Here is a 23,748-nt window from a genome sequence, read left to right as displayed (position 1 = left end):
TTCAAAATTTATCATTTCCCATTCCCTTTGTCAACTTACGCGCTTTGTAAAGCATGAAGATTATACGAAAAGGGAATGGTAGTCATATCCATGATTACCATTCCACATAAAGGGGAGGAATATGATGTTGATGAATAACAATCTCCGGCTTAGCCGTGTTGCTCTTATCGGAACAGGGTTTGTCGGATCCAGCTATGCTTTTGCACTGATGAACCAAGGGATTGTCAATGATCTCGTCATGATCGACGCCAATAAGGACAAAGCCCAGGGAGATGTGCTCGATTTGAACCACGGGAAAGGTTTTGCACCGAATCCAATGAACATCCGCCATGGCGAATATAAAGACTGCCAGAACGCGGATATCGTTGTCATCTGTGCAGGAGCCGGCCAAAAACCAGGCGAATCTAGGCTGGACCTGGTGGAAAAGAACTTAAAGATTTTTAAAGAGATTGTCGGTGAAGTGATGGACAGCGGCTTTGATGGCATCTTCCTTGTGGCCACCAATCCGGTCGATATCCTGACCTATGCTACCTGGAAATACAGCGGACTGCCCAAAGAAAGGGTCATCGGTTCCGGGACAATTCTGGATACTGCCCGTTTCCGCTATTCTCTTGGAGAATACTTTGACGTGTCCCCCAACAATGTCCACGCCTATATTATTGGTGAACATGGGGACAGCGAACTGCCAGTCTACAGTTCAGCAGATATAGGAACCATTCCGCTCCGGCAGTACATGGAGCGGGACAGCAAATTCCGCAGTGAAGACTTGGAGGATATCTTCATCAACGTCCGGGATGCAGCCTATCACATCATCCAAAATAAAGGTGCCACCTATTACGGCATCGCCATGGGGCTCGCCCGGATCACCAGGGCGATCCTTGCCAATGAAAATACCATCCTGACCATTTCCGCTCATCTGGATGGTGAATATGGAGAAAAGGATGTCTATATCGGGGTGCCGGCTGTCATCAACCGAAGCGGAATCAGAGAAATCATTGAACTTGATCTCGAGGAGGAAGAGCAGAAAAAATTCCACCAAAGTTCAGAAATCCTCAAAGGAATACTGGAGCCATACTTTGATGAGGTTCAGCCGGATTAAGGTAGACAATTACAACTCCAATAATAAATGGGATACTAATCGGCATTCGATAGTATCCCATATTTATATGCTGTTCTTTTTTCTCTCCACCGCCGTCCCTGTTGCTGCCAGCTCTTATTTTAATATTGCCGATTCGTTTAAAAGGTCTCATACCTGATGATTTCATCTCTTAGATTATGTTTCTTGCTGTCTGGAACCTCCTCTGGATAGCCAAGGCCCAAGCCTGCTACGACACGGCTGTCATCCGGTATCCCGAGAAGGGAACGTACATGGTCCTCCCTTTCCTTCGACTCCTGCTGGTCCTCCGCATTGTAAACCGCTCCAAAAGCAGATCCCAAGCCATTCTCTGTTGCCTCGAGCCAAATGAAGGCACATGCGAAGGAAGCATCCTGCAGCCAGTACTTGCTGACACCCGGTTTGCCCGTCACCACAATAGCCGCCTGAGCTTCTTTCATCCATTTCATATAAGGAGTGGTATCCGCCATCGCATCGAGTGTCTTTCTCTCGGTCACAACAATGAGATTCTTCGAAGGAAGATTGTTGCCGGTCGGCGCATAATAACCTGCATCGGCAACTTTTTCCAGTACGTGCAGCGGCACGGGTTCATCCTTATACTTAGTGATTTCCCTTCGTGCCTTGATTGCCTGAAAAACTTCCATCCATATCCCTCCTCTACGTATACCTTCATGATAGCAAAATTCCGCGTTATCTACTAGGAATTAAGCGGAGTAGAGTATGGGGAATTTAGCTCTAGCGTGTTGGGGGGATCTGCTGGGTATCGGCTGGTGCTCAGATTTATCCGCAGGACGTGCAGGATATCAGCTGGTGCGCTGGCTTATCCGCAGGACACGCCCGATATCAGCTGGTGCTCGGGTTTACCCGCAGGATGCCGGCTGCTTCCATCAATCCCGATAGACAACTCTGGTGCCGCATACGATGTCATGTAATGCCTTCTTTTCCCTGTTCCATCCAGCCATCATGTAGCCGATCAGCAGGGTAATGGTAGACAGGATATAGGCCAACCATCTTCCGAAAGATTTCAGCAAGGATATCTGTGTCATATCCTCATTGACCACTTTGATTCTGCAGGCCAGTTTTCCGGGAGAGCCCATGAGATTGCTTGCCGTGAAAATAACGATGAACACCAATGAATAAATCAGGCCGCCGATGCTGTCAGCCAAGGAAGTTTCTCCTAAGGCCGAAGAGGAAAAATAGGTGGAATCGCCGATCAATACAGCAATAATCAAAGTAAGGACCGCACTCAATATGGAATCGATGAATAATGCCAGAAATCGTATCCAGAAGCCGGCCGGTTTAGGACTCATTCGATCACTCCTTTTAGAAAGTCTAAAGTTTATCACGGGTGAAACGTAAGTGTTTCGGCCACACTATGAAGGAGATTATGAATGGAGGTAATACCTAATGAGAGAAGGCTATCGCGAATATAGAACAGGACAAGGTGTGCCCCATGATGGGGAATTCATCTGTCAGTCTGGGAAAAAAGCAACTTTGTCGAAGGATGACACCTTTCCGTCCTGTCCCGTCAGTGGCAGCGAAACAACCTGGAAACATAAGGAAGAATAGAAAAAGGGTCGCTTGATGCGCCCTTTTTCATTCTTCTGAGTAATCTTATGCAGAGTCAGATTTGTCCTAATCCATATTATTTTAATGTTTCCCCCGCAACGCTGTAATATCATCGTATCACAGGAGCAGGCTTCACTAAAAAAATAATCTTCTCAAGCCTCAGAGCATCCTCAAGACGTCTGTACAAACAGGCTATCCCATTCCGGACATTCATTTTGAGCCAAACAGATAGCTGCATCTTTTGTCTGTGAAAGTGTGCTATCCATCATGGATCCAGGAGCCTGCCTTCTTCTTGCTGAATATCCGCAACTTGAAAATTTCCAAGCCCTAAAAGAAAGAGACTGGGACATAAGTAAAACGTTGAATCCTACAGACGAATAATAATGAACCGAACCAACGGAGGAAAGAGAAAGGCATAGGTGAGACACCACAATGCGTTAACACGTGGAGGCTCACCACGCTAAAAAGCGAAGTGCATTTCCGGAGCGGCTCCTATCCTCTACTTAAATTCTTTAGTTAGTTCAGATTTATCTTAGGATAAACATTTCTGTCCCAGCCTCTTTCGCTGTTATCTTAACTTAGGCATAGTAAAAATCATTTCTTTAACTGTTTCATCAAAAAGCTGACAAACATATCGTCTCTGACCAGCCATGCCTCATACTCTTTTTTAAGGGCTTTTTCCGCTTCCCAGAAATCCTTGTACGTACCTTCCAATGTCTTATGATTCCGGTCGATCACCCATTGGCCGTCCTGCTGCGGGTGAACGAAGTACAGGGCATCGCTGCGGTCCTGATACAGGGATCCAAAGGAAGAGGCCTTGCGGTTGTAGCGGTTACGCCATGCATCTTCGCGTAGCGGCTCAAGCTGAAAGGCTTCCTGTACGAACGTTTTGAAAGCCTCTTCCGTCATCAGGCTCCCAGCCGCCTTAGCATGGCCACCGCCCCCATACTCACCAGCCACTTCTGATACATCCACATCATCATGGATGGTACGGAAGCCCATCCGTCTGCCTCCCATATTCAAGATGACAATGTAGTCAAGATGCGGATAGTCTTTGCCAAGCTGGTTGCCCAGTTCGGAGTGATAGGATTCCGCATGGACAATCCCTGCATAATGGCTGCCGACTTTTTTCTGGATGAGCTGCTTGCGCTTCCTCCGGATATAGCGCTGGATTTTGTTTTCTTCCATATCCAAGAGCCTCTTCTCAAACTCATCAAAGTCAAAGGAGGCACGTTCCTGCAGCCGCTCCAGCATGGTCTCTTCAAACTCATCGATGGATACGAGGAAAAACAACGCATTCAGCCGCTGTGCTTTCTGGTTCTCATTGGCTTCCCATTCCCATGTATCATACTGGCGGACCAGCTCGACAAACTCCTCGATTCCCTCGGAAGGCTCCAAATGGCCCTCTGTGACTAGATAATCGTACAGCAGGGATGTTGCCGCATGCAGTTTCCCGTTCTCATCTTCTACAGACACGTCGGCCCATTCATAAGCATTGAAGGGAAGAGCAGTTTTATGATGATCGATCATCTGAACCTGCCCGCCCGACTGGTAAAATTCATTCAATGCCTGCTCATTTTCTTCATTCACCGACAAGTCGGTGATCAGCAGAAACGTTTCCTTGTCGCCATTCTCCAGAAAATACTTCACTTCCCGATCCAGACTGGAGACGGAGTTGTACCGGACATCCACATCCTTGCCGAATGCGAGTTTCGCCACGATTCCGCAGCCCACCCCGTCCAAGTCGTTATGTGAAAGCAATTTATACATATTCCTCACCTCTGCATGTAGTATGGATAAAACCCGGTGAAATTATTGCTTATCTACTCATCCACTCCAAGTTCTAACAACCTTATATCTTACCAATGATAACCATTTTACAGGAAAATGAATACTCCCGCCATTCACCAAATTGTCGTACTCCCCTGGAAATTCCATGTTTACCTTAATTTTCTAGTGGGTAAAAACAAAATATGACTCCAAAAGACCAAGGGAGGGTATCAAATGGCAGACAAAAATAATGCACCAGACATGTCGAGACGCCGTTTTCTGAAGAACTCAGGGTATGTAGCCGGCGGGGTTGTCGGCGGCGGAATTCTTGGTTCTCTGCTGGGGGTCAACCTTGATGATGGATCCCAGCAAGCGACGACTTCCCCTCAAGGAGAGCAGACAGATTACCAGCACGCACTCATGTTTTTTACCAGACAAAAGGACTTCGATATTTTAAGCGCTGCCACAGAACGGATTTTCCCGGAGGACGAAAATGGCACAGGGGCAATCGGGTTGGGAGTCCCTTACTTTATCGACCACCAGCTCGCCGGAAGCTATGGTAATAATGAAAAAACATATATGCAGGGGCCTTTCTATCCAGGTACCGATTATCAAGGCTATCAATCCCGCTTGAAGCGCAAAGAAATCTTCATGGAGGGAATCCGGGCCCTTGATCGGGAAAGCAATTCGGCTCACAACACATCTTTCACTGAGCTGGAAGGTGAGCAGCAGGATGAGCTGTTGCAGAAGTTTGAAAATAATGAAGTGGATCTGAAGGGTGTGTCCAGCAGCGACTTTTTCGAACTGCTTCGTTCCGCAACACTTAGAGGGGCCTATGCCGATCCGCTCTATAACGGGAATGAAGAGATGGAAGGCTGGAAGATGAAGGAATTCCCAGGCCATCAGATGAGTTATCTGAACCAGATCGATAGTGAAGAGTTTGTAGAAATCGAACCGCAATCATTGCACAGCCAACTCAAGTAAACGATGAAAAATAACATAAATAAAGGAGGATACATATGGCAACCACATTGGATAAAGTTCAAGTTGTTACAGTAGGGGTAGGCTGGACAGGCGGCATCATTGCTGCCGAACTGGCCAAGCAGGGAATTCAGGTGGTCGGACTGGAACGTGGCCAGAACCGGTCCACCGAAGATTTCCAGATGATTCATGATGAATACCGCTATGCAATCCGCCTTGACCTCATGCAAGATGCATCCAGGGAGACACTTACTTTCCGCAACAACCGGGACGAGCGGGCATTGCCGATCAGACAATGGGGATCCTTCCTCCCCGGCGAAGGTGTCGGTGGAGCAGGTGTTCACTGGAACGGACAAACTTGGCGTTTCCTTCCCTACGACCTGCAGATCAAGTCTATGACCGATGAAAAATATGGAGAAAATAAACTGGGAAGCGAGTATACGCTGCAGGACTGGGGAATCACCTATGAAGAATTGGAGCCCTATTTCTACAGATATGAAGAGACGACGGGAATCAGCGGCGAAGACAATCCAATGGGTGCTCCGCGCAGCAATGACTATCCTACACCGCCAATGAAGAGTACTCCAATCCTCGACCGATTTAAAGAAGCTGCCAGCAACCTGGGACTGCATCCATTTCAAATGCCGTCCGCAAACCTGTCCGAAAACTACGAGAATCCTGATGGCCAGCAAATCAATGCCTGCCAGTACTGTGGGTTCTGTGAGCGGTTCGGTTGTGAGTATGGAGCCAAGTCAAGTCCGAATGTGACGGTGATCCCGACCGCACAGCAGACCGGTAATTTCGAACTGCGCACGGATGCCGATGTCGTAGAAGTCATCAAAGAAGGCGGCAGGGCAACCGGGGTTCGATACATCGATTTGAAATCAGGCGAAGAATTCATCCAGCCTGCAGATGTGGTCGTCATGACCAGTTATGTATTGAACAATACCCGCCTGCTTCTGCAATCCGGATTGGGCGAACCATATGACCCGGAAACAGGCACAGGTGTCATCGGCAAAAACTACTGCTATCAGATTCTCCCTGGGGCTAATGGCTACTTTGAAGAGGAGAAGTTCAATACATTTATGGGGGCAGGTGCATTAGGAGCTACAGTGGACGATTATAATGGAGACAACTTTGACCACTCCGACCTTGATTTCATCCATGGAGGCAGCATGTCCATCACTCAAACCGGACGGCGGCCGATTGCCAATAATCCGGTGCCTAAGGACACACCTTCCTGGGGAGCGGAGTTCAAAGCCAAATCACTGCATTATTTCAACCGTGCCCTTTCTATCAGTGCACAAGGGGCTTCGATGCCGCACCGCGATAATTACTTGGATCTGGATCCTACTTATACCGATGTACATGGCAATCCACTGCTCCGTTTAAACTATGATTTTACTGAACAGGACCGTAAACTGCATGAATACCTGTCCGACCGTGCCGCCGAAATCATGAAGGAAATGGGAGCCAATATCGTAGAAAAAGCCAGCATGCCGGAGCATTATGACATTGTTCCATACCAGACCACCCATAATACCGGAGGCGTCATCATGGGGGCAGATCCGGAAACATCTGCAGTAAATAATTACCTGCAAATGTGGGACCATGACAATGTATTCGTTGTCGGCGCTTCCGCTTTTGCCCATAATGGAGGCTATAACCCGACAGGTACAGTCGGTGCACTAGCTTACCGTGCGGCAGAAGGTATCAAGGAATTCCTTGATACCGGTGGACAGTTGGTCAAAGCACCTCAGAAAACCGAGACAGTCTAATTCCGAAGTTTAGGCGAAGGAGTTGAAAGCTATGGCTAATATTGGTGTACCCGGCCTGATTCTTATCCTGATTATTGCCTTGATTATTTTCGGGCCCAAAAAGCTCCCGGAAATAGGAAAAGCAGTGGGACAGACACTGACAGCTTTCAAACAGTCTGCTACTGAATTGGTTGAAGACGATCAACCGGACAAAAAGGAACAGAGAACGGAAACATAAAAAATCTCTCCAATTCATTCTAAAAAACGTGAAAAAAATAAAACAGGCCGGCCCTCTCATCGGGGGCTCGGCCTGTTTTACTATAGAAAGGCATCCAGGTAATAATCTTCTTCCTGTGCATACAGGACAGTGCTCTCTTCTAGTTCTTTGCTGGCGATTTCATGTGCTTCCTGCTTAGTCTCTGCCTGGACGACCGTTCTCCTGATCAGACCCTCTTCTGTCTGATACGTAATACAATAGCCACTCATTTCCTGGTAAACTCTCCTTTGGTTTATATCCTTAGCTTCCCTACTACTTTATAACATATTCTTATTCATTTCTATATTTATTTGAAATTATTCAAGGTTGTGCAGGAATTTGTCTGTAAATCGAAGAAAAACGGCTATCGTGTATGCAATTTTGACATTTTTTCATTCATCGCTTCCATCAACACAAAGATATTCTTCAAATGGCGTTCCACCCGGATCATCTGGAAGTTATTTTCCACCAAGGAAATGGTGTCCCTATTTAAATGGCAGCCATCACACATCTTCTTCCATACCGGTGTCAATCCATCCTGCAGTTTTCCTAGCGGTCCTTCCAACCTTACATGTTCCAGGAACAGGATTGGCGCTCCTGGTTTACATACCCTGCTGAGTTCCCGGAGCGCTTGTTCAGGTTCAGGTATGGTGCAAAATACCAAGGCAGCGACAGCGGCATCAAACGTGTCGTCTGCAAATGGCAGAGATTCTCCAGAAGCTTCCACCAGCTCAATCAGCACACGGGCCTCCTGCGCCCTGGCCAGCGACTTTTCCCTCATAGACGAGTCCGGTTCCACTGCCACCACTTTTTCGGCCTGGTCATAATAGGGAAAATTCAACCCCGTCCCTGCGCCGACTTCCAGGATGTTTCCGGTTTGGCCGGAGATCAGCTTTCTTCTGAGCCCTCCAATATACTTCTTTTCAAGTGGGCTCATCAGTGGATCATATACGTGGGAGAAGCAGGTGCCCATCTTTCTCACTCCTTTATTTTCATTCCAAGACAAAAGCCGGATCCCCCGTTCGGGTACCGGCTTTTGCTATTATGCTACATCATAGCCTTGATCTTCCACCGCTTCACGCATATCTTCCACCGTAACTTTTCCTTCTTCGTATGCTACCTTCACTTTTCCGCTTCCGAGATCAACTTCTGCGCTGTTAACGCCTTCAAGATTTTTCAATGCGCCTTCTACAGACATCTTGCAATGGCCGCAAGTCATTCCTTTTACATTCAATGTTGTTTCCATGTCTATTACCCCTTTTCTTTATGATTATATCTTAACCCGCTTCAAACGAAGAGAGTTAGTAACAACACTTACTGAACTGAGCGCCATGGCTCCTCCGGCAACCCAAGGGGCCAACAGGCCGAGAGCCGCAATCGGAATGCCGGCACTATTATAGGCAAAAGCCCAAAACAGATTCTGGCGGATATTCTTGATGGTCGAATGGCTGAGCCTGATGGCTTTTGGGATCAGCAGCAGTTCTCCGCCAAGGATAGTGACATCCGCCGCTTCGATAGCAACCTCCGTGCCGGTGCCGATCGCAATCCCGATATCTGCGACAGCAAGTGCAGGAGCGTCGTTTACCCCATCACCGACCATGGCCACTTTTTTCCCTTCCAGCTGTATCTCTTTTACTTTATCAGCCTTTTCGCCGGGAAGGACTTGGGCAATAACCTGATCTATTCCAACCTGGCTGGCAATCGCACTGGCTGTCCGTTCATTATCCCCAGTCAGCATCACCACTTGAAGTCCCTGCTCCTTCAGCTGGCGGACTGCTTCCGGTGCCGTCTCCTTGATCGTGTCAGCTACTGCCACAATTCCTTGAAAAACACCGTCCACAGCAATCAGCATGGCCGTTTTCCCCTCGGACTCATACCTTGCCAGCTCACTTTCTGCACTAGCCGCCTCGATGCCATGTTCCGCTAGCAGCTTTCTGTTTCCTACAAGTACACGTTTCCCGGATACCACCGCCTCTATACCGTGGCCGGGTATTGCCTGGAATGCATCGGCGTCTGCTAATTTCAAATCGCGTTCCGTGGCATGAGCAACAATAGCTTCCGCCAATGGATGCTCGGAGCCTTTTTCAGCGCTTGCCAAAAGATGCAGTGTCTCTTCATCCCCGGTGAAATCGGTGACTTCCGGCTTGCCTCTAGTAATGGTTCCGGTTTTGTCCATGACGATGACATCGAGCTGGTGCGTGCGTTCCAGGTGTTCTCCGCCTTTGAACAGGATGCCTGATTCTGCCCCTTTGCCTGTTCCGACCATGATTGAGGTCGGGGTGGCCAGACCGAGTGCGCAAGGGCAGGCGATCACCAATACAGCAATGGCTGCCACCAGTGCAGGCTCGACATTTCCAGGAGAGACCAGGGTGATCCAGATGATGAATGTCACAATGGCTATCCCGACGACAATCGGCACGAAATATCCGGAAATGATATCGGCCAACCGCTGAATCGGCGCCTTTGAGCCTTGAGCATCCTCTACTGCTTTCACAATGGAGGCAAGTGCGGTATCCTTTCCAACCTTGGTTGCTTCCATTTCAATGCTGCCGTTTTTATTAAGGGTGGAGCCGATGACGGTTGCCTGCTCTTCTTTTTCCACCGGAATGGATTCACCTGTCAGCATGGATTCATCCACCGATGTCCTTCCCTTCACAACGACACCATCGACCGGGATTTTCTCCCCCGGCTTGATGACCAGCCGGTCGCCGACCACTACTTCTTCCACCGGGACCATCACTTCTTCCCCATTCTTGATAATCCTCGCCTGCTTGGCTTGGAGGTTGAGAAGTTTGGAAATGGCCATCGTCGTTTTTCCTTTTGCCGTCATCTCCAAATACTTGCCGAAAAGAATCAGCGTAATGATGATGGCACTTGTCTCAAAATACAGATGCGGCATGTAATCCGGATTTCCAATCGTGCGGAATGCCTCATAGAGACTGTAGAAATACGCCGCACTGGTGCCGAGGGCAACCAATACATCCATATTGGCCCCGCCACTCCGGAGATTCTTATAGGCACCGACATAGAACTGCCAGCCGATGATGAATTGGATAGGAGTCGCAAGCGCCAGTTGGAACCAAGGATTCATCAGAATATCCGGCAATGCGATGCCGAACAAGTGGTCAAGCATGGTGATCAGCAACGGAAGCGTCAGAATGGAGGAAACAATCAGCTTCTGCTTCATCCGCTCCAGTTGCTTCTCTTTCTGTGACTGCTTTTCCACTTTGTCTGCCTTCGGTTTGGCATCATAGCCGAGTTTTTGGATGCGGCCGATAATGTCCTTTTCCTCCATCATCCCCGGATTGTACTCGATCGTGGCACTTTCTGACGCGAGGTTTACACTTGCCTGGCTGATGCCCTCCTGCTTATTCAGCACCTTTTCAATCCGGCTGGAGCAAGCCGCACAGGTCATGCCGGTCACATCGAACTCTACCTTCTCTGTTTGGACACCGTATCCCAGTTTTTCTATCCGGTTGGTGATGTCTTCCACAGAAACTTCATCCGGCCGGTAATCAATGCTCGCCTTTTCCGTGGTGAGGTTAACTTGTGCTTCGACCCCGTCCATTTTATTCAGCACCTTTTCCACCCGGCTCGAACAGGCTGCACAGGTCATACCCGTTACACCTATATCCAAATGCTTTTCTTCACCCATGATGATATCCCTCCTTTACTTAGAGAACTGTTTCATTACCTGGAGCAGTTCCTCTATCGCTTCTTCTCCTTCGCCAGATTTCACCGCATGGCTGACACAATGCTTCGCATGCCGTTCAGCCACCGTAAAACCGACCTTTTTCAATGCTGCATTAATGGCACTGATTTGCACCAATATATCGACACAGTAACGATCCTCTTCGACCATTTTTTGAATTCCCCGTACCTGCCCCTCAATCCGCTTCAGACGGTTCACAACCTGTTGCTTCTCGGCATCGGTTCGGGGGGTAATCGGGTGGTCATGCAGAAATTCATCCATCTGATCCACTTCCTTTAACATTTTCTAATTATAGGATACCCCCCTATAGTATAAAAGTCAAGAAATGGAGGGCCGTATTTATGTAAAAAACCTGTGCAGTTTCCGTGGAGATCAAGCATTAGTCCTGCAAGCTATGGACGTGTGCCTTTCTTAGTATGCTGCAATTTATGGCATTTACCAATCATCGCGAAGTACGCCGCTCTACTTACTATTCTCCCTTTCGTACCACCCACTTGTATCCGACACCCCATACGGTCTTAAAATGTTCATCAATCGGAAATCCAGCATCACGGATTTTTTCCCTCATATTACGGACATGGGAATCAACAGTCCTTCCTTCTGTCTCCGCATCGATTCCCCATATGAGTTCCAACAGCTTATCCCTGCTGAACACTTTATGTGGATGCTGCATGAGCAGGCCAAGCATGTCAAACTCCTTGGGGGTCAACTTTATAGTGTTCTGTTTATAACTCAGCTCGAAGCGGTCCTTGTCCCAAACAAGCCCTTTAAATTCTACTACATGCCTCGGGGAGCTCCTGCGCAATAGCGCCTCCATTCTCGCAAGCAGCTCTTCTTCATCGAATGGTTTGATCATATAATCATCTGCCCCCAGCCGGAGACCTTTTACAATATCCTCCTGCAGCCCCCGAGCAGTCAGCATGATGATCGGCACTTCGGAAAAGAGCCGGATCTCCCGGCACAGTTCCCAACCATCCATCCCAGGCATCATAATGTCGAGTAGGATTATATCGAATGCTTCCTGTTTCATCATGTCCAGTGCCTCTTCGGCGCCGGCAGCTTTTTCGCATACATAGTCATATGGAGCCAAGTAGAGTTCAAGCAAATCCAACATTCTTGGCTCGTCATCAATCAGAAGAACTTGATACACATTCTCTCCCCCCTTCCAGTTTGATCATCATCTCGGTTCCTTTCCCTAATTTACTATCCACTTCGATGGTCCCCCCATGTGCTTCCACGATTTCCTTGGCGATCGACAACCCGAGCCCGGAGCCTCCTGCCGATCGCGAGCGTGATTTCTCTACCCGATACAGACGGTCGAATAGATGAGGAAGGTCCTCTTCAGGAACCCCCTCCCCCGTATCCGCAATGCTGATTCGGACGGTCTCTCCTGTCTGCTCCACCCTTAAACAGACTTCATCCCCGGCATGTGTATGTTTGCCAGCATTGTCCAAGATATTGAGCAGTACCTGCTGGAACCGCTCGGGATCAATCTCTGCCGTCACGCCTTCGGGGCAAATAACTCTCAAGGTAATATCCTTGGCTGAAAAGACCGGTTCCACCAACTCTGCAATGGAATCGGCAAATCTCTTCAAATTTACCTCCTGCCTTTGAATGGTGAAATTATTCTGGTCCATTTTCGCCAAATCAAAGAGATTTTTGATTAAGGCAGCCAGCTGTTCCGTTTCTTCCCTGACAATATGAATATACTTTTTGCGGTTCTCCTCGGTAATATCCTTTCTTCCCAGGATATCTGCATATCCCTTAATATAGGTCAGCGGTGTCCTTAGTTCATGGGAGATGTGGGAAAGAAAATCATTCCTTTCCTTTTTGATCCGTTCCAGATCATCGGAAAGCCTGGTAATGGAACCGGCCAACTCACCCAGCTCATCTCTCCGCCCTGTCTGAAGTTCCACCTTATTCCTCCCCCTGCTGAGCTGTTCGGTGGCTTCCTTCATCTGTATCAGAGGGAGCGTGATGAACCTCGAAAGGATAAAGATCGTAATAATCGTCAAACCGAGGGTGAAAAGCCCGACCACTGCGAACTGATCACTGATCTGGTCCAGGACCCTCTTGACATGGACCGTGTTTGCGAACATGAAAACATGGCCCTCATGCTGCCCGCCAATGGTGATCGGGCTATCTGTCGCAATATAATCTTTTTCCTTCCACCGATCTTCTACTACCGCACCCCCCTCAGGGGTATTTCTGTGATTGGTGTGTTCCATTACTTCCGCCATTTCCTTTTCTACCGGATCTGAATTAGCCACTACCGTTCCGTCACGATCGGTGATGATCACAATGAAATCGGAAGCGGCCTCCATCATCCCTACGTGCTCGAGTGTCTGTTCATTATAACTGTCTTCCAGGACATCCCGGTGGGTATTACCCCTGGCTAACAGATTATCCATCACTTCCTCAATGCGTGTGTTGGCCATATTGATATATAAAATGGTGAACAGCAAGGATTCCAGTAGTAGTATAAAGATAAAGAACAGTAATCCTATTTTTAACGAAATCCGATTGAACATCATGTTACCTCATTCATCTCTGTATTCGGGAGCGTTTGAGCGGCTTCCTATTTTTCGGGTTGTTTCAGTACCCGCCTCAGTCTCTCGTACTCTTCCACACTGATTTCACCCTTCGCCAGCCGTTCTTTTAAAATATGGCGAGGTGCTCTTCTATCTTTTCCATGAATAAATTGTACAACCAATTGACACTCCCACGGCTAAAGCCGCAAGCTCAGATCCTTCGGATTTTGAGTGGGATTCTAAAGTACCTTCGCGCCCGCAGTCCATTTCTGTTTTGGACAGGTCTTTAGATGGGGGTGTGCCATCACCCCTCCTAAGACAGTGCATATAGCATCTTAGGCTGATTGACTATTACCATCAATCACAGGTGCATATCTTATATTCATTGCACCGACTATATCTCGATGTTTCTCGAATCCACACTTACACCTGTATTTTCGGTCTTGTGCCTTATTTTTTTCACTACAATCCGGACAGGTTTGACTTGTATGAGCGGGGTTCACATATTCGATTTCGATGCCTTCCAGATTCGCTTTGTACTCGATAAATTGAGCAATACGATAAAATGACCACGTGTGCAGGTTCTTTTCGTTTTTACGGCTTGTTCTTGCCGTCTGCCGGATGTTCGCTAATTTTTCCAAGCGAATGACAGAGACTTTCTGTTGTTTGGCAAAATCTACAATGGCACGACTGACCTTATGGTCTTGGTCCCTCATCCAACGCTGTTCTTTATCGTTGAGATTCCGAATGGCATTCCATTTCTTTTTGTGTCCGAGCTTCTTTCGTTTAGCCCTGAATCTTCGTTTCATAAACTTGTTCCGCTTGCCGTTGCCGAAAAAGCGCACCTTTCCATTATCGGTCACAGCAACAGCAGGAATCTTCAGTCCCAAGTCAACTCCCATAATTTTCGTTCCTGTCTTTTTTGTTGGCTGAATCGTGACAGCTATTTGGGCCATCCACTTTCCTGATTTTCTGGTGATGCGGAGCGTTCCTGTTTTGTGCTTCAACAAATTGAAGGTACGATTCTTTTTGTCGACTAATAACGCACGGACAGGTGTTTTCTTCGCCTTCCCGTCAATCATCAATGGGAGGCGGATATGAGTGAAATCGAAAGAGTAGTTTTGGTTATTCCAAATGCATACAGGCTTCTTCAAAACAGGAACAGTAGCAAGTTTACTTTTCTTTACTTTCTTGAACAGGCTTTTAGCATCCTTAATAGCTTGATTCTTGACTGCACTTGGCAAAGGGGCAGAAATATCCTTACTTGATTTTTTTGTGCTTTTCTTTTCAGCAACCATTTCTGACACAAGAATATTGATAGTAGAGATATATTCCTTACTCATTTCTTGCAAGATAGTTGCTTGTTCTTTTGTCGGAAGCAGTTTTATTTTGACGGTTATAGTTTGCGACACAGTTTCACCCCCTTGTTTTTTGTTGTTCCACATACTGTTTAATGGTTTCGCTCGATACACTCCCCGCGGTAGATACAAAGTAGGAACGAGTCCATAGGCTTGGCAAATGTTGAAGATGAGAAAATTCCTCTCTCAACTTTTTAGAAGTCACTCCTTTGATTTTTGCCATGATTCCAGCAGGACTAAATGTTGGTGGTGCATTTAGAAATAAATGGGTGTGGTCTTTATCGCACTCTAAAGCGACAATGATAATTTCCAATTCTCCACATATTTCTTGTACTAACTGTTTAAAACGTTCCTCAACATCCGCACGGAGGAATATTTTCCTTCTGTATCGAGGACAAAAAACGAAATGGTAGTTTACTAATGATACGGTTGTTTTTGTTCTTCTGTACTCATTCATATACTTATTGTATTTGTTTATTTGCCAAACTACAACAAACACAACTTGAAAAGAAGGAATTTTCGGATACTTGAAGCGCCATAAACTTTGCGGCTTTTAGTGGTACTCCGTATCCGACCGAGCTATCATCCCACGATTAAAACCGTGGGCTTTCTCGCTCGGAACATCTGTAAACCCCCAATACAATAAGTCCGATCCAGAAAACCGCCATCAGAGTCATGGGCAACCCAGCGCCATAGCCGTGCATTGCATGCATCCTTCCCACTCCTTCCTCATCTTTCATCTTAACTCTAATGGAGAGATATGCAAAAACCGTGCATAAACAATGGTTGTTAAAAATTTGTAACACCCTTTGCATAGAAATTGCACAATTTATGGGTATGTTATCGACATGCCCATAAATTGAAGGAGGTACTATGCAATGCGAAAAATCATGTTGGGTCTTATCATGCTGGCAGTGACATTGGTTCTGGCTGCCTGCGGTGGGGCTGAAGAGGAAAATAGCACCCAGAATAACAACGAAGGGACAGAGACCGAAGAGAACATGGAAATGCAATCCGGGGAGTCCGATGATAGTGAAAATCGACAAGAAACCAAGGAAGGCGATACATCAGATGAAGAGAGTATGGAAGGACATAACCACTCCAGCTCCGGAGAAGTTCCTGCTTCATTGGAAGAGGCGGAAAACCCTGCCTATGAACCTGGAAGCCAAGCTGTGATAACAGAAGGCCATATGGAAGGCATGGAAGGAGCCGAAGCCACTATTACAGGAGCCTATGATACAACCGCCTATATGGTTTCGTACACTCCTGTGGACGGAGGAGAACCCGTGGAAAATCATAAATGGGTCATCCACGAAGAGCTTGAGAATCCAGGTGAGGAACCATTGGAGCCTGGAGAAGAAGTTACATTGAATGCCGATCACATGCAGGGCATGGATGGCGCAACTGCAGAAATAGATGAGGCAAATGAAACTACCGTCTACATGGTAGATTTCACCACAGCTGACGGCCAAGAAGTCACCAACCATAAATGGGTGACAGAAGGCGAATTAGCGGAAGAGTAAATATAGAAAAAGTCCTATCCATTTTGTATAGGGCTTTTTTTCATAGTAACAGCTTGACTCTTATCTGCTCGACAGTAGCTCCCTCCCTACCCTCTGTTCCATTCATTCACGTACGTATCTATTTCTCCTTACCAATGAATTTTTTCACTTTCCCATATGCAGCTGCCATGCGGGACCAAATTTCTGTAGGGGCCAACCATTCCTAAGGCATGTCTGAAAGGACTCATGAAACAGAAAGAAACGGTAACAATAATTGTACATAAAAAATAATGGAAAGCGAGGCGGATACGGTATGCCCTTACAGCTGCTGGAGATCTATGCACCACAGGAACTTCTAGATATAGAGGAAATGAAAGACCTGTTTCCCGTCGTTTCCTATTGGACGGCTGAATCCACAGGGGAAAACACTCTGTTAACCAGGATTTTGGTAGAAACCAATAATTCCGAGAAAATCCTTGATTATCTGGAAAGGCTTCCCGTTGAAAAGGATGCCTATCAGGTGATGCTGCTGCCTGTACGAACATACCTTCCAAGGCAAGAGAAAAAGGAAGAATCCCCCGAGGAAAAAGAAGAGAAGGAAAAAGACCTGCAGCGGGCCAGCAGACATGAATTATATACGGCTGTGGAAGATTCCGGACGCATGAGCATCAGCTATATGTGGTTCATTCTGTTCTCTGCCATTGTAGCCACGGTAGGAATCATCAAGAACAGCCCGGCCATTGTCATCGGTGCGATGGTGATCGCCCCGATCATTGGCCCCGTCACAGCTGTATCCTTCGCCTCTGTTCTAGGAGATTTCAAGTTAATGCGAACTGCAGGACGCACCTCTTTATTCGGCATAGGCGTTCCCATCCTTGTAGCAACTGCTTTCGGCTTCTTCTTTGAACCGCCGATCTACAGTGAAGAATTCCTGTCAAGGACAGATATCCAGTTGATTGACGTTGCCGTTGCTCTGGCTTCGGGAGCGGCCGGAGCTCTGTCTTTTGTCAAAAGAAATGAAGGCGCATTGGTAGGTGTCATGGTTTCTGTCGCATTGCTGCCGCCCGCTGTCGTCTTCGGTATGGTACTGGGAACAGGGAATTGGATAGAAGCAACAGTTCCATTCATACTACTGATGGTCAATGTGAATTCCATCCTCCTCTCCGCTGTAGTCGTATTCTGGCTGACCGGCATCAAACCGGTCAACTGGCAAGACTTGCAAAAAGCACATATCTCCCGAAAATGGTCCCTATTCTTCATTTCCATCATCAGTATCATCCTGATCATCGCCATCATTTTGGTTAATTTGGTTTGAGCCGCCTTTTATCTTAGCCAATATCCTATCTTCCAGTCGGCGAGGATATCCGCGGGTGGGTGGTTTTATCGCCAGGTCGGCGGTGGTATCGGCGGGGGGCGAGGGTTATCGCCGGGTCAGAAGCGATATCAGCAGCTGCCAGAATTTATCACCAGGTCACCAGCGATATCACCAGCTGGCTCATTCTATAAGTAGTTCAGGCACGATATCGGCGAGTGGGCAGGGGTAATGTGGAATTTAGATACATACTAAAATAAGGGATACTAATCGACGTCGATTAGTATCCCTTTTGTATGCTGCTTATTTTGTCATCTCCAACGCGACATGTACCATCATTTTCACTCCGTCAATGAAGCTGTCTTCATCGAGACCGAATAGTGGATGGTGGTGAGGGTAGTCGAACCCTTTCTCTGCATTTCCTGCTCCAATGAAAGCATAAGTGCTTGGAACCAGGCGTGAAAAGGCTGAGAAATCTTCCCCACCCATTGCCAATGGAAAATCAAATACTTTATCTCCAAATACATGTTGAGCCATATCGATCACACGATTTGTTTTTTCCTCGTCATTGACTACGGCACTATAGCCATATTGGAAATCGAACTCATACCCGGCATCATAGAATGCACAGACAGACTGAACTGCCTTTTCCATCTTGTTCTTTACCAGTTCTCTCGTTTGATCATTGATCGTGCGGACACTTCCACCCAGTCTAGCCTTATCCGGAATAATATTTGTCGCAGAGCCGGCCTGGAATTTGGTGGTCGAAATAACGATGGAATCAAGTGGTGAACTCATTCTGGATACGATGGTTTGGAACTTCTCAATCACTTGGGCGCCGATGACCACTGGATCAATCGAATTCTCCGGCTGGGAGGCATGTCCGCCTCTTCCCTGAATGACCAAATCAAAGGTGTCTGAATTGGAAGTAACCGGCCCGGTAGTCATTCCTATTTTTCCGACAGGTATGGTGGAAAACAGGTGCTGCCCGTAGATGAAATCCAAATCATCAAACAATCCGGTCTCCACCATTTCCCTGGCTCCTCCGGGTGGGTCTTCCTCGGCATGCTGGAAGATCAAGTAAATTTCACCGTGCAGTGTCTCGGCTTGCCCTGCCAGCACCTTGGCAGCACCAAGGAGGATGGAGGCATGTCCATCATGCCCGCAAGCATGCATGGTTCCCTCATTTTCCGAAACAAAATCAAGGTCATCTCTTTCCTCCTGAATCGGCAGGCCGTCGATATCGGCCCGCAACCCGATTTTCTTACCAGGCTTTCCACCTTTTATAATTCCCAGCACACTAGTCTCGGTGGGGCGTGATATGTCGATTCCGCCGATCTTCTTCAGCTCATCCTCAATGTAGCTGCTCGTCCAATATTCCTGAAAGGACAGCTCCGGATGACGGTGCATGGTTCTTCTCCATTCATAAACTTGTGGCATAACCTCTTCGATAGTCGTGTTGATACTCATGTAGCGTGAACCCCTTTCTGTAGTGAACTTCTATTGCTGATAAAAGACCTCTCCACCAGGGCCGAGCGGCAATCCAAGGAAGAGCCATAGAATGACGAGCACCAGCCAAGAGATGAAGAATGCAATGGAATACGGCAGCATGTTTGCAATGAGTGTACCGAGCCCGACATTCTTGTCATATTTCTTGGCGAAAGCAAGGAGCAACGGAAGATATGGCAGCATCGGCGTAATAGGATTCGTGAATGAATCACCGATCCGGAACAGCATCTGTGTGAATGCCGGATCATAACCAAGCAGCATGAACATCGGCACAAACACCGGCGCAAGGATCGCCCATTTTGCAGAGGCACTGCCAATCAGAAGATTGATACAGCCAGCAAGGACCAGCGCCCCGATGATCAGCGGAATTCCTGTGAAGTTCATGGCCTGCATCAAATCAGCACCTTTAATGGCAATGATCGGGCCAAGATTGCTCCACTTAAAGTAGGCAAGCATCTGTGCCGCGAAGAATACCAGTACAATATAGCTTCCCATCGAAGCCATCGATTCACTTAGAACATTCCCGAAGTCTTTTGTATTTTTAATCGTTTTTGCCTTAAGGCCGTAGACAAGGCCTGGTACGAAGAACAGAATGGTAATGATAAAGACGATACTGTTCATAAATGGAGAATCATTCATAATTGAACCGGTTTCCTGGTTTCTTAGTATTCCATTTTCAGGAATTACCATCAGCAGGAAAACAGCGGAGGTGATGAGCATGGAAATGTTTGCCCAGCGAAGCGCCTTCACTTCCCTTTCTTCTAATTGCTCGTCCTTATCGGCCAGCTGAGAACTGTCATAGGTTCCCAGTCTCGGGATGGTAACCTTGGTGGCTATGAAATAAGTGACCACCAGCAAAATTACAGCAGATACAGCAATAAAGTAATAGTTCATCGCAATATTTCCGGTATAATCGCTGTTCACCAGCTGTGCGGCAGGTTCAGTAAATGATAAAGCCAGTGCGTCTGTCATACCGATCAGGAAGTTTGCTGAAAATGCCCCTACTGCAGCAGCATATGCCATGATCAATCCTGCAAACGGATGATAGCCCAGCTTGATGAATACCATGGCAGCAATTGGCGGGAGTACAACAGGCGCCGCATCACCGGCAACATTACCGATAATGCCGACCAGAATAATGGCCGGGATAATCAGCTTCTTTGGTGAAACCTCAATGACACGCTTCATGGCTGTTTCGAAATATCCCGTTCTTTCGGCAATACCTATCCCGATCATAACAACCAGTACCATGCCAAGAGGTGGGAAGTTGCTGAAGTTGTTGATACTTTCCGTTAATATCTGGACAATCCCCTCCCCTGTCAGCAGATTGACAGCTTCTACTTCTTCCCCTGTGGCTGGATTGGTTGCCCGCAGGTTGAACAGTGAAGCAACAAAGGAGCCGACCAGAATGATTCCCATTAATGCAATAAAAATAACAATCGGATCCGGCAGTTTGTTTCCTAATACCTCTACCGTATTTAAGAATCTATCCATCAAACTCTTTTTTTCTTTTCTTCCCATAACAAAACCCCCATATTCTTGATGAAATTCTTATCCTCCATTATGCCCAACCAATCATGGTCGATATATAAACAAGGATAAAGATGTAAACGTCTCTTTTTAGGGTGAACATCAACAGATTACCTATTCAAGGAATCTTCAGAATTTTAAACAGCCCCATGGTATTTCATACTTTAGCACACTAAACAGATTCTAATAGGAAACAGGTTGTCCGTCAAGGAAATTTAGGAAATACCAACAATAGGAAAAACAATTTGAGTTTCAGGAAAAATCTGATAAAACCCTCCGATACTCTCCTCGGCGATTTCATCAAAGCCCCCATACTACTTTCCCCTGCATCTATTCACCCCTCCGACAACTTAGGCTCCCTGCAATGTTTAACAGTTCCTATAGAGAGGAATTAGACAGGTATCAGAGCAATGAAGGAGGATACTTATGAAGGCTGTAACCAACCAGGGCAAGGGAAAAGTAGAAGTCAAAAATGTCGAGACACCGCAGATCCAGCATGATACCGATATGATCATCCGTGTCACTTCTACCGCCATCTGCGGCTCCGATCTCCATTTGTACCACAGCACCATTCCGCTTGGAAAAGATTATGTCATCGGGCATGAACCGATGGGAATTGTAGAAGAAGTCGGCAAAGGCGTGAAGAACCGCAAAATCGGTGACCGCGTCGTCATCCCTTTCAACGTGAGCTGCGGGGAATGCCATTTCTGCAAGAATAATATGGAAAGCCAGTGTGACAACTCCAATCCACATAAGGATTCAGGGGGCTATTTCGGTTTTTCGGAAATGTTCGGGAACTACCCCGGCGGCCAGGCCGAATATCTCAGGGTGCCCTATGCAGATTTCTCTTCCTTTGTCATTCCGGAAGACAGCGAACTGGAGGATGAAAGCGTACTGTTCCTTTCCGATGTAGTACCTACCGCATGGTGGAGCGTGGAGCATGCCGGTGTAAAGGCAAATGATACTGTCATCGTACTCGGCTCCGGACCGGTCGGGCTGATGACCCAGAAGTTCGCCTGGATGAAAGGTGCCAAGCGAGTCATCGCCGTAGACCATGAGGACTATCGTCTGGAACATGCCAAGCATACGAATCAAGTGGAAACCTTTAATTACAAGGAATTCGGCGACATGGCCGGACATCTGAAGGAAATCACGAAAGGCGGAGCGGAAATCGTCATTGACTGTGTGGGCATGGACGGGGAAGTGACTGCCAAGGAGCACGCCAAAGCAGCCACCGGGCAAATCGGCAGCATTGAACCGATCATTACAGCAGCACACTCTGTAAGCAAGTTCGGAACCATTATGCTGACCGGCATCTATGGTGCCCCGGCCACCCTTTATCCGCTGCATTCGATTTTCAGCCGCAATATCACCGTCAAAGCCGGCCAGGCACCGGTCATCCACTATATGCCGAAGCTATTTGATATGGTGAAGAACGGCGAGTTTGACCCAACCGACATCATTACCCATAAAGTGGACTTGGCTGACGCAGACATGGCCTATGAAATGTTTGATAAGCATGATGACGGCTGCATCAAAGTCGTATTGAAGCCGTAAACCACAGGCAGCAAAGCGACGTAAATTTGCCCCCACCGAGTGCGGCTGGATTGGCGCACTCGGCGGGTTCTAGCTGATATGGCCGTAACAACGTGAAAAGGCAGGGCCTTCATGGTTCCACTCCATGAAAGCCCTGTCTTTATGTATCCTATTCTTTTTTCAAAAACTGCTCCAGTTCCGCACGGGTGGGCATCCCTGCCTGTGCCCCTGTCTTTGTCACTGATAAAGCAGCGGCGGCATTCGATGCAGCTACCGCATCAGGAATGCTTTCCCCAGCAGCCAACCGTGCTGCCAATACACCATTGAAGGTATCTCCCGCTCCTGTGGTATCCTTCACATCCACCTGATAGGAAGGTATTGTCTCCATTTTTCCTTTGGCAGAATAGGCAGCTCCTTCCTCCCCCTTTGTCAGGATGAGCTTATGCTCGATACGGGAATAGAAAGATTCCTGCCTCATCGCCATATCCTCCACCACGTTAGGTGTTATGTAAGAAGCAGCTTCCACTAACTCGCCTGGCACTTTTTGATATGGGGCCGGGTTAAGAATGATCGGCACGTGATGATCGCTGGCAATTTCCGCGGCTGCTGTTACGGCTTCTATCGGAATCTCCAATTGCAGCAGAAGAACCGAGCTGCCTGCTATCTTTTCTTTTTGCGTTCGGACCAATTCCGGGCTCACCTGCTGATTGGCACCTGGGGCGACGATGATCCGGTTATCCCCGCCGGACAATATAATAGTGGCTGTTCCTGTTGCCGTTCCTGGCATAGTGCGGACTCCTTCCGTGCGGATCCCTTCATCCCTCAATCCAGACACCAGCAAGCGCCCAAAGGAATCATCTCCCACCGCGCCGATCATCTCCACTTCAGCCCCCATTCTCGCCGCTGCCACTGCTTGATTCGCTCCCTTGCCACCAGGGCTCATGGCAAAACCTTCCCCTAAAATGGTTTCTCCCTGCTCGGGCATCCTTTCGGCATTAACTGCCAGATCCATGTTGATGCTGCCTACTACACATACCTTATTCTTTCTGGACACTCTAATTCCTCCCCTTTCTGAGCTGCGTCCTTTTCCATTCTGTCATTGACTGTACCCACTTCCTATGCTGCCTTATAATTATTGGAGAACCTTGACTAGCTGCCGCTGAAAATACTAGAAAAATCGGGCTTCAGAAGAAAAAGATGAGTAAGAAAAACGAGGTCGGCATATGAGGGAATTACGATGAAGGTTCACATAAAACCATTGTTTAAAGATTGATCTGGGAAGTGTGTACATATTTGTATACAATTTTTTTT

General features: G+C 47.5%; 24 protein-coding genes. 8 read left to right on the top strand and 16 right to left on the bottom strand.

The window, feature by feature from the left end:
• Positions 1–124 precede the first annotated feature (124 nt).
• Positions 125–1,099, top strand: coding sequence for an L-lactate dehydrogenase (locus ACFODW_RS01605; RefSeq protein ID WP_390301926.1), 975 nt, complete (start codon positions 125–127; stop codon positions 1,097–1,099).
• A 137-nt stretch (positions 1,100–1,236) separates the two neighbouring features.
• Here the strand turns inward: ACFODW_RS01605 and ACFODW_RS01600 are convergent, their stop codons facing one another.
• Positions 1,237–1,758, bottom strand: a complete 522-nt coding sequence (locus tag ACFODW_RS01600) for a nitroreductase family protein (RefSeq protein WP_390301923.1) — start codon at positions 1,756–1,758, stop codon at positions 1,237–1,239.
• Between the two features lie 243 nt (positions 1,759–2,001).
• The gene (locus ACFODW_RS01595; RefSeq protein ID WP_390301920.1) at positions 2,002–2,424 is read right to left on the bottom strand and encodes an RDD family protein; all 423 of its coding nucleotides are present in this window, start codon (positions 2,422–2,424) and stop codon (positions 2,002–2,004) included.
• 97 nt (positions 2,425–2,521) lie between these two features.
• On the opposite strand from ACFODW_RS01595, the gene ACFODW_RS01590 reads away from it, so the two are divergent.
• A complete protein-coding gene (locus tag ACFODW_RS01590; RefSeq protein ID WP_390301917.1) occupies positions 2,522–2,683 on the top strand; it encodes a hypothetical protein in 162 nt (53 codons plus the stop codon).
• A 594-nt stretch (positions 2,684–3,277) separates the two neighbouring features.
• On the opposite strand, the gene ACFODW_RS01585 is transcribed toward ACFODW_RS01590, so the two are convergent.
• On the bottom strand, positions 3,278–4,453 hold the full coding sequence (locus ACFODW_RS01585) for a DHH family phosphoesterase (protein WP_390301914.1): 1,176 nt from the start codon (positions 4,451–4,453) through the stop codon (positions 3,278–3,280).
• 234 nt (positions 4,454–4,687) lie between these two features.
• Here ACFODW_RS01585 and ACFODW_RS01580 point away from each other — a divergent pair, with 234 nt between their 5' ends.
• Genes ACFODW_RS01580 through tatA form a run of 3 tightly spaced genes read left to right on the top strand, consistent with a single transcriptional unit; the run spans position 4,688 to position 7,429 of the window.
• Positions 4,688–5,437 (top strand): gluconate 2-dehydrogenase subunit 3 family protein, encoded by a 750-nt coding sequence (locus tag ACFODW_RS01580; RefSeq protein ID WP_390301911.1) that lies wholly within the window; start codon positions 4,688–4,690, stop codon positions 5,435–5,437.
• A gap of 35 nt (positions 5,438–5,472) precedes the next feature.
• Positions 5,473–7,212: a GMC family oxidoreductase gene (locus ACFODW_RS01575; protein ID WP_390301908.1), complete on the top strand. Its 1,740-nt coding sequence runs from the start codon at positions 5,473–5,475 to the stop codon at positions 7,210–7,212.
• Between the two features lie 31 nt (positions 7,213–7,243).
• Positions 7,244–7,429, top strand: a complete 186-nt coding sequence (gene tatA / locus ACFODW_RS01570) for a twin-arginine translocase TatA/TatE family subunit (RefSeq protein WP_390301905.1) — start codon at positions 7,244–7,246, stop codon at positions 7,427–7,429.
• A gap of 80 nt (positions 7,430–7,509) precedes the next feature.
• Here tatA and ACFODW_RS01565 read toward each other — a convergent pair whose 3' ends face one another.
• The 10 genes from ACFODW_RS01565 to tnpA form a co-directional block, all read right to left on the bottom strand.
• Complete coding sequence (locus tag ACFODW_RS01565) at positions 7,510–7,677, bottom strand: hypothetical protein (protein ID WP_390301902.1); 168 nt, start codon at positions 7,675–7,677, stop codon at positions 7,510–7,512.
• Between the two features lie 134 nt (positions 7,678–7,811).
• The gene (locus tag ACFODW_RS01560; RefSeq protein WP_390301899.1) at positions 7,812–8,453 is read right to left on the bottom strand and encodes a class I SAM-dependent methyltransferase; all 642 of its coding nucleotides are present in this window, start codon (positions 8,451–8,453) and stop codon (positions 7,812–7,814) included.
• A gap of 36 nt (positions 8,454–8,489) precedes the next feature.
• Positions 8,490–8,693 carry a copper chaperone CopZ gene (gene copZ / locus ACFODW_RS01555; RefSeq protein ID WP_390301896.1) on the bottom strand — a complete coding sequence of 68 codons (204 nt, stop codon included), beginning with the start codon at positions 8,691–8,693 and terminating at the stop codon, positions 8,490–8,492.
• A 24-nt stretch (positions 8,694–8,717) separates the two neighbouring features.
• Positions 8,718–11,102, bottom strand: a complete 2,385-nt coding sequence (locus ACFODW_RS01550) for a heavy metal translocating P-type ATPase (protein ID WP_390301893.1) — start codon at positions 11,100–11,102, stop codon at positions 8,718–8,720.
• 15 nt (positions 11,103–11,117) lie between these two features.
• On the bottom strand, positions 11,118–11,420 hold the full coding sequence (locus ACFODW_RS01545) for a metal-sensing transcriptional repressor (RefSeq protein ID WP_390301890.1): 303 nt from the start codon (positions 11,418–11,420) through the stop codon (positions 11,118–11,120).
• A 208-nt stretch (positions 11,421–11,628) separates the two neighbouring features.
• Positions 11,629–12,309, bottom strand: coding sequence for a response regulator transcription factor (locus ACFODW_RS01540; protein WP_390301887.1), 681 nt, complete (start codon positions 12,307–12,309; stop codon positions 11,629–11,631).
• Positions 12,287–13,690 (bottom strand): sensor histidine kinase, encoded by a 1,404-nt coding sequence (locus tag ACFODW_RS01535; protein WP_390301884.1) that lies wholly within the window; start codon positions 13,688–13,690, stop codon positions 12,287–12,289. The genes ACFODW_RS01540 and ACFODW_RS01535 overlap by 23 nt, the downstream gene beginning before the upstream one ends.
• A gap of 47 nt (positions 13,691–13,737) precedes the next feature.
• Complete coding sequence (locus ACFODW_RS01530; protein ID WP_390301881.1) at positions 13,738–13,872, bottom strand: SHOCT domain-containing protein; 135 nt, start codon at positions 13,870–13,872, stop codon at positions 13,738–13,740.
• A 153-nt stretch (positions 13,873–14,025) separates the two neighbouring features.
• Positions 14,026–15,102: an RNA-guided endonuclease TnpB family protein gene (locus ACFODW_RS01525; protein WP_390301878.1), complete on the bottom strand. Its 1,077-nt coding sequence runs from the start codon at positions 15,100–15,102 to the stop codon at positions 14,026–14,028.
• A gap of 4 nt (positions 15,103–15,106) precedes the next feature.
• Complete coding sequence (gene tnpA, locus ACFODW_RS01520) at positions 15,107–15,505, bottom strand: IS200/IS605 family transposase (RefSeq protein WP_390301875.1); 399 nt, start codon at positions 15,503–15,505, stop codon at positions 15,107–15,109.
• A gap of 421 nt (positions 15,506–15,926) precedes the next feature.
• On the opposite strand from tnpA, the gene ACFODW_RS01515 reads away from it, so the two are divergent.
• Together ACFODW_RS01515 and ACFODW_RS01510 are read left to right on the top strand one after the other, a co-directional pair.
• Positions 15,927–16,571 carry a YdhK family protein gene (locus tag ACFODW_RS01515; protein ID WP_390301872.1) on the top strand — a complete coding sequence of 215 codons (645 nt, stop codon included), beginning with the start codon at positions 15,927–15,929 and terminating at the stop codon, positions 16,569–16,571.
• A gap of 292 nt (positions 16,572–16,863) precedes the next feature.
• The gene (locus ACFODW_RS01510; protein ID WP_390301869.1) at positions 16,864–17,865 is read left to right on the top strand and encodes a TIGR00341 family protein; all 1,002 of its coding nucleotides are present in this window, start codon (positions 16,864–16,866) and stop codon (positions 17,863–17,865) included.
• Between the two features lie 300 nt (positions 17,866–18,165).
• On the opposite strand, the gene ACFODW_RS01505 is transcribed toward ACFODW_RS01510, so the two are convergent.
• Together ACFODW_RS01505 and ACFODW_RS01500 are read right to left on the bottom strand one after the other, a co-directional pair.
• Positions 18,166–19,332 carry an amidohydrolase gene (locus ACFODW_RS01505; RefSeq protein WP_390301866.1) on the bottom strand — a complete coding sequence of 389 codons (1,167 nt, stop codon included), beginning with the start codon at positions 19,330–19,332 and terminating at the stop codon, positions 18,166–18,168.
• A gap of 30 nt (positions 19,333–19,362) precedes the next feature.
• Entirely contained in the window at positions 19,363–20,892 is a 1,530-nt protein-coding gene (locus ACFODW_RS01500) for an AbgT family transporter (protein ID WP_390301863.1), read from the bottom strand.
• Positions 20,893–21,327: 435 nt separating this feature from the next.
• Here ACFODW_RS01500 and ACFODW_RS01495 point away from each other — a divergent pair, with 435 nt between their 5' ends.
• Positions 21,328–22,458: a zinc-dependent alcohol dehydrogenase gene (locus ACFODW_RS01495; RefSeq protein WP_390301860.1), complete on the top strand. Its 1,131-nt coding sequence runs from the start codon at positions 21,328–21,330 to the stop codon at positions 22,456–22,458.
• A 148-nt stretch (positions 22,459–22,606) separates the two neighbouring features.
• Here the strand turns inward: ACFODW_RS01495 and rbsK are convergent, their stop codons facing one another.
• Positions 22,607–23,491 carry a ribokinase gene (rbsK, locus tag ACFODW_RS01490; RefSeq protein ID WP_390301857.1) on the bottom strand — a complete coding sequence of 295 codons (885 nt, stop codon included), beginning with the start codon at positions 23,489–23,491 and terminating at the stop codon, positions 22,607–22,609.
• Between the last annotated feature and the right edge of the window lie 257 nt (positions 23,492–23,748).

Origin of the sequence: Virgibacillus sediminis, from assembly GCF_042643265.1 — a bacterium.
GTDB classification, from domain to species: domain Bacteria; phylum Bacillota; class Bacilli; order Bacillales; family Amphibacillaceae; genus Virgibacillus_O; species Virgibacillus_O sediminis.
This window is presented reverse-complemented; position numbering and strand designations above follow the sequence as displayed.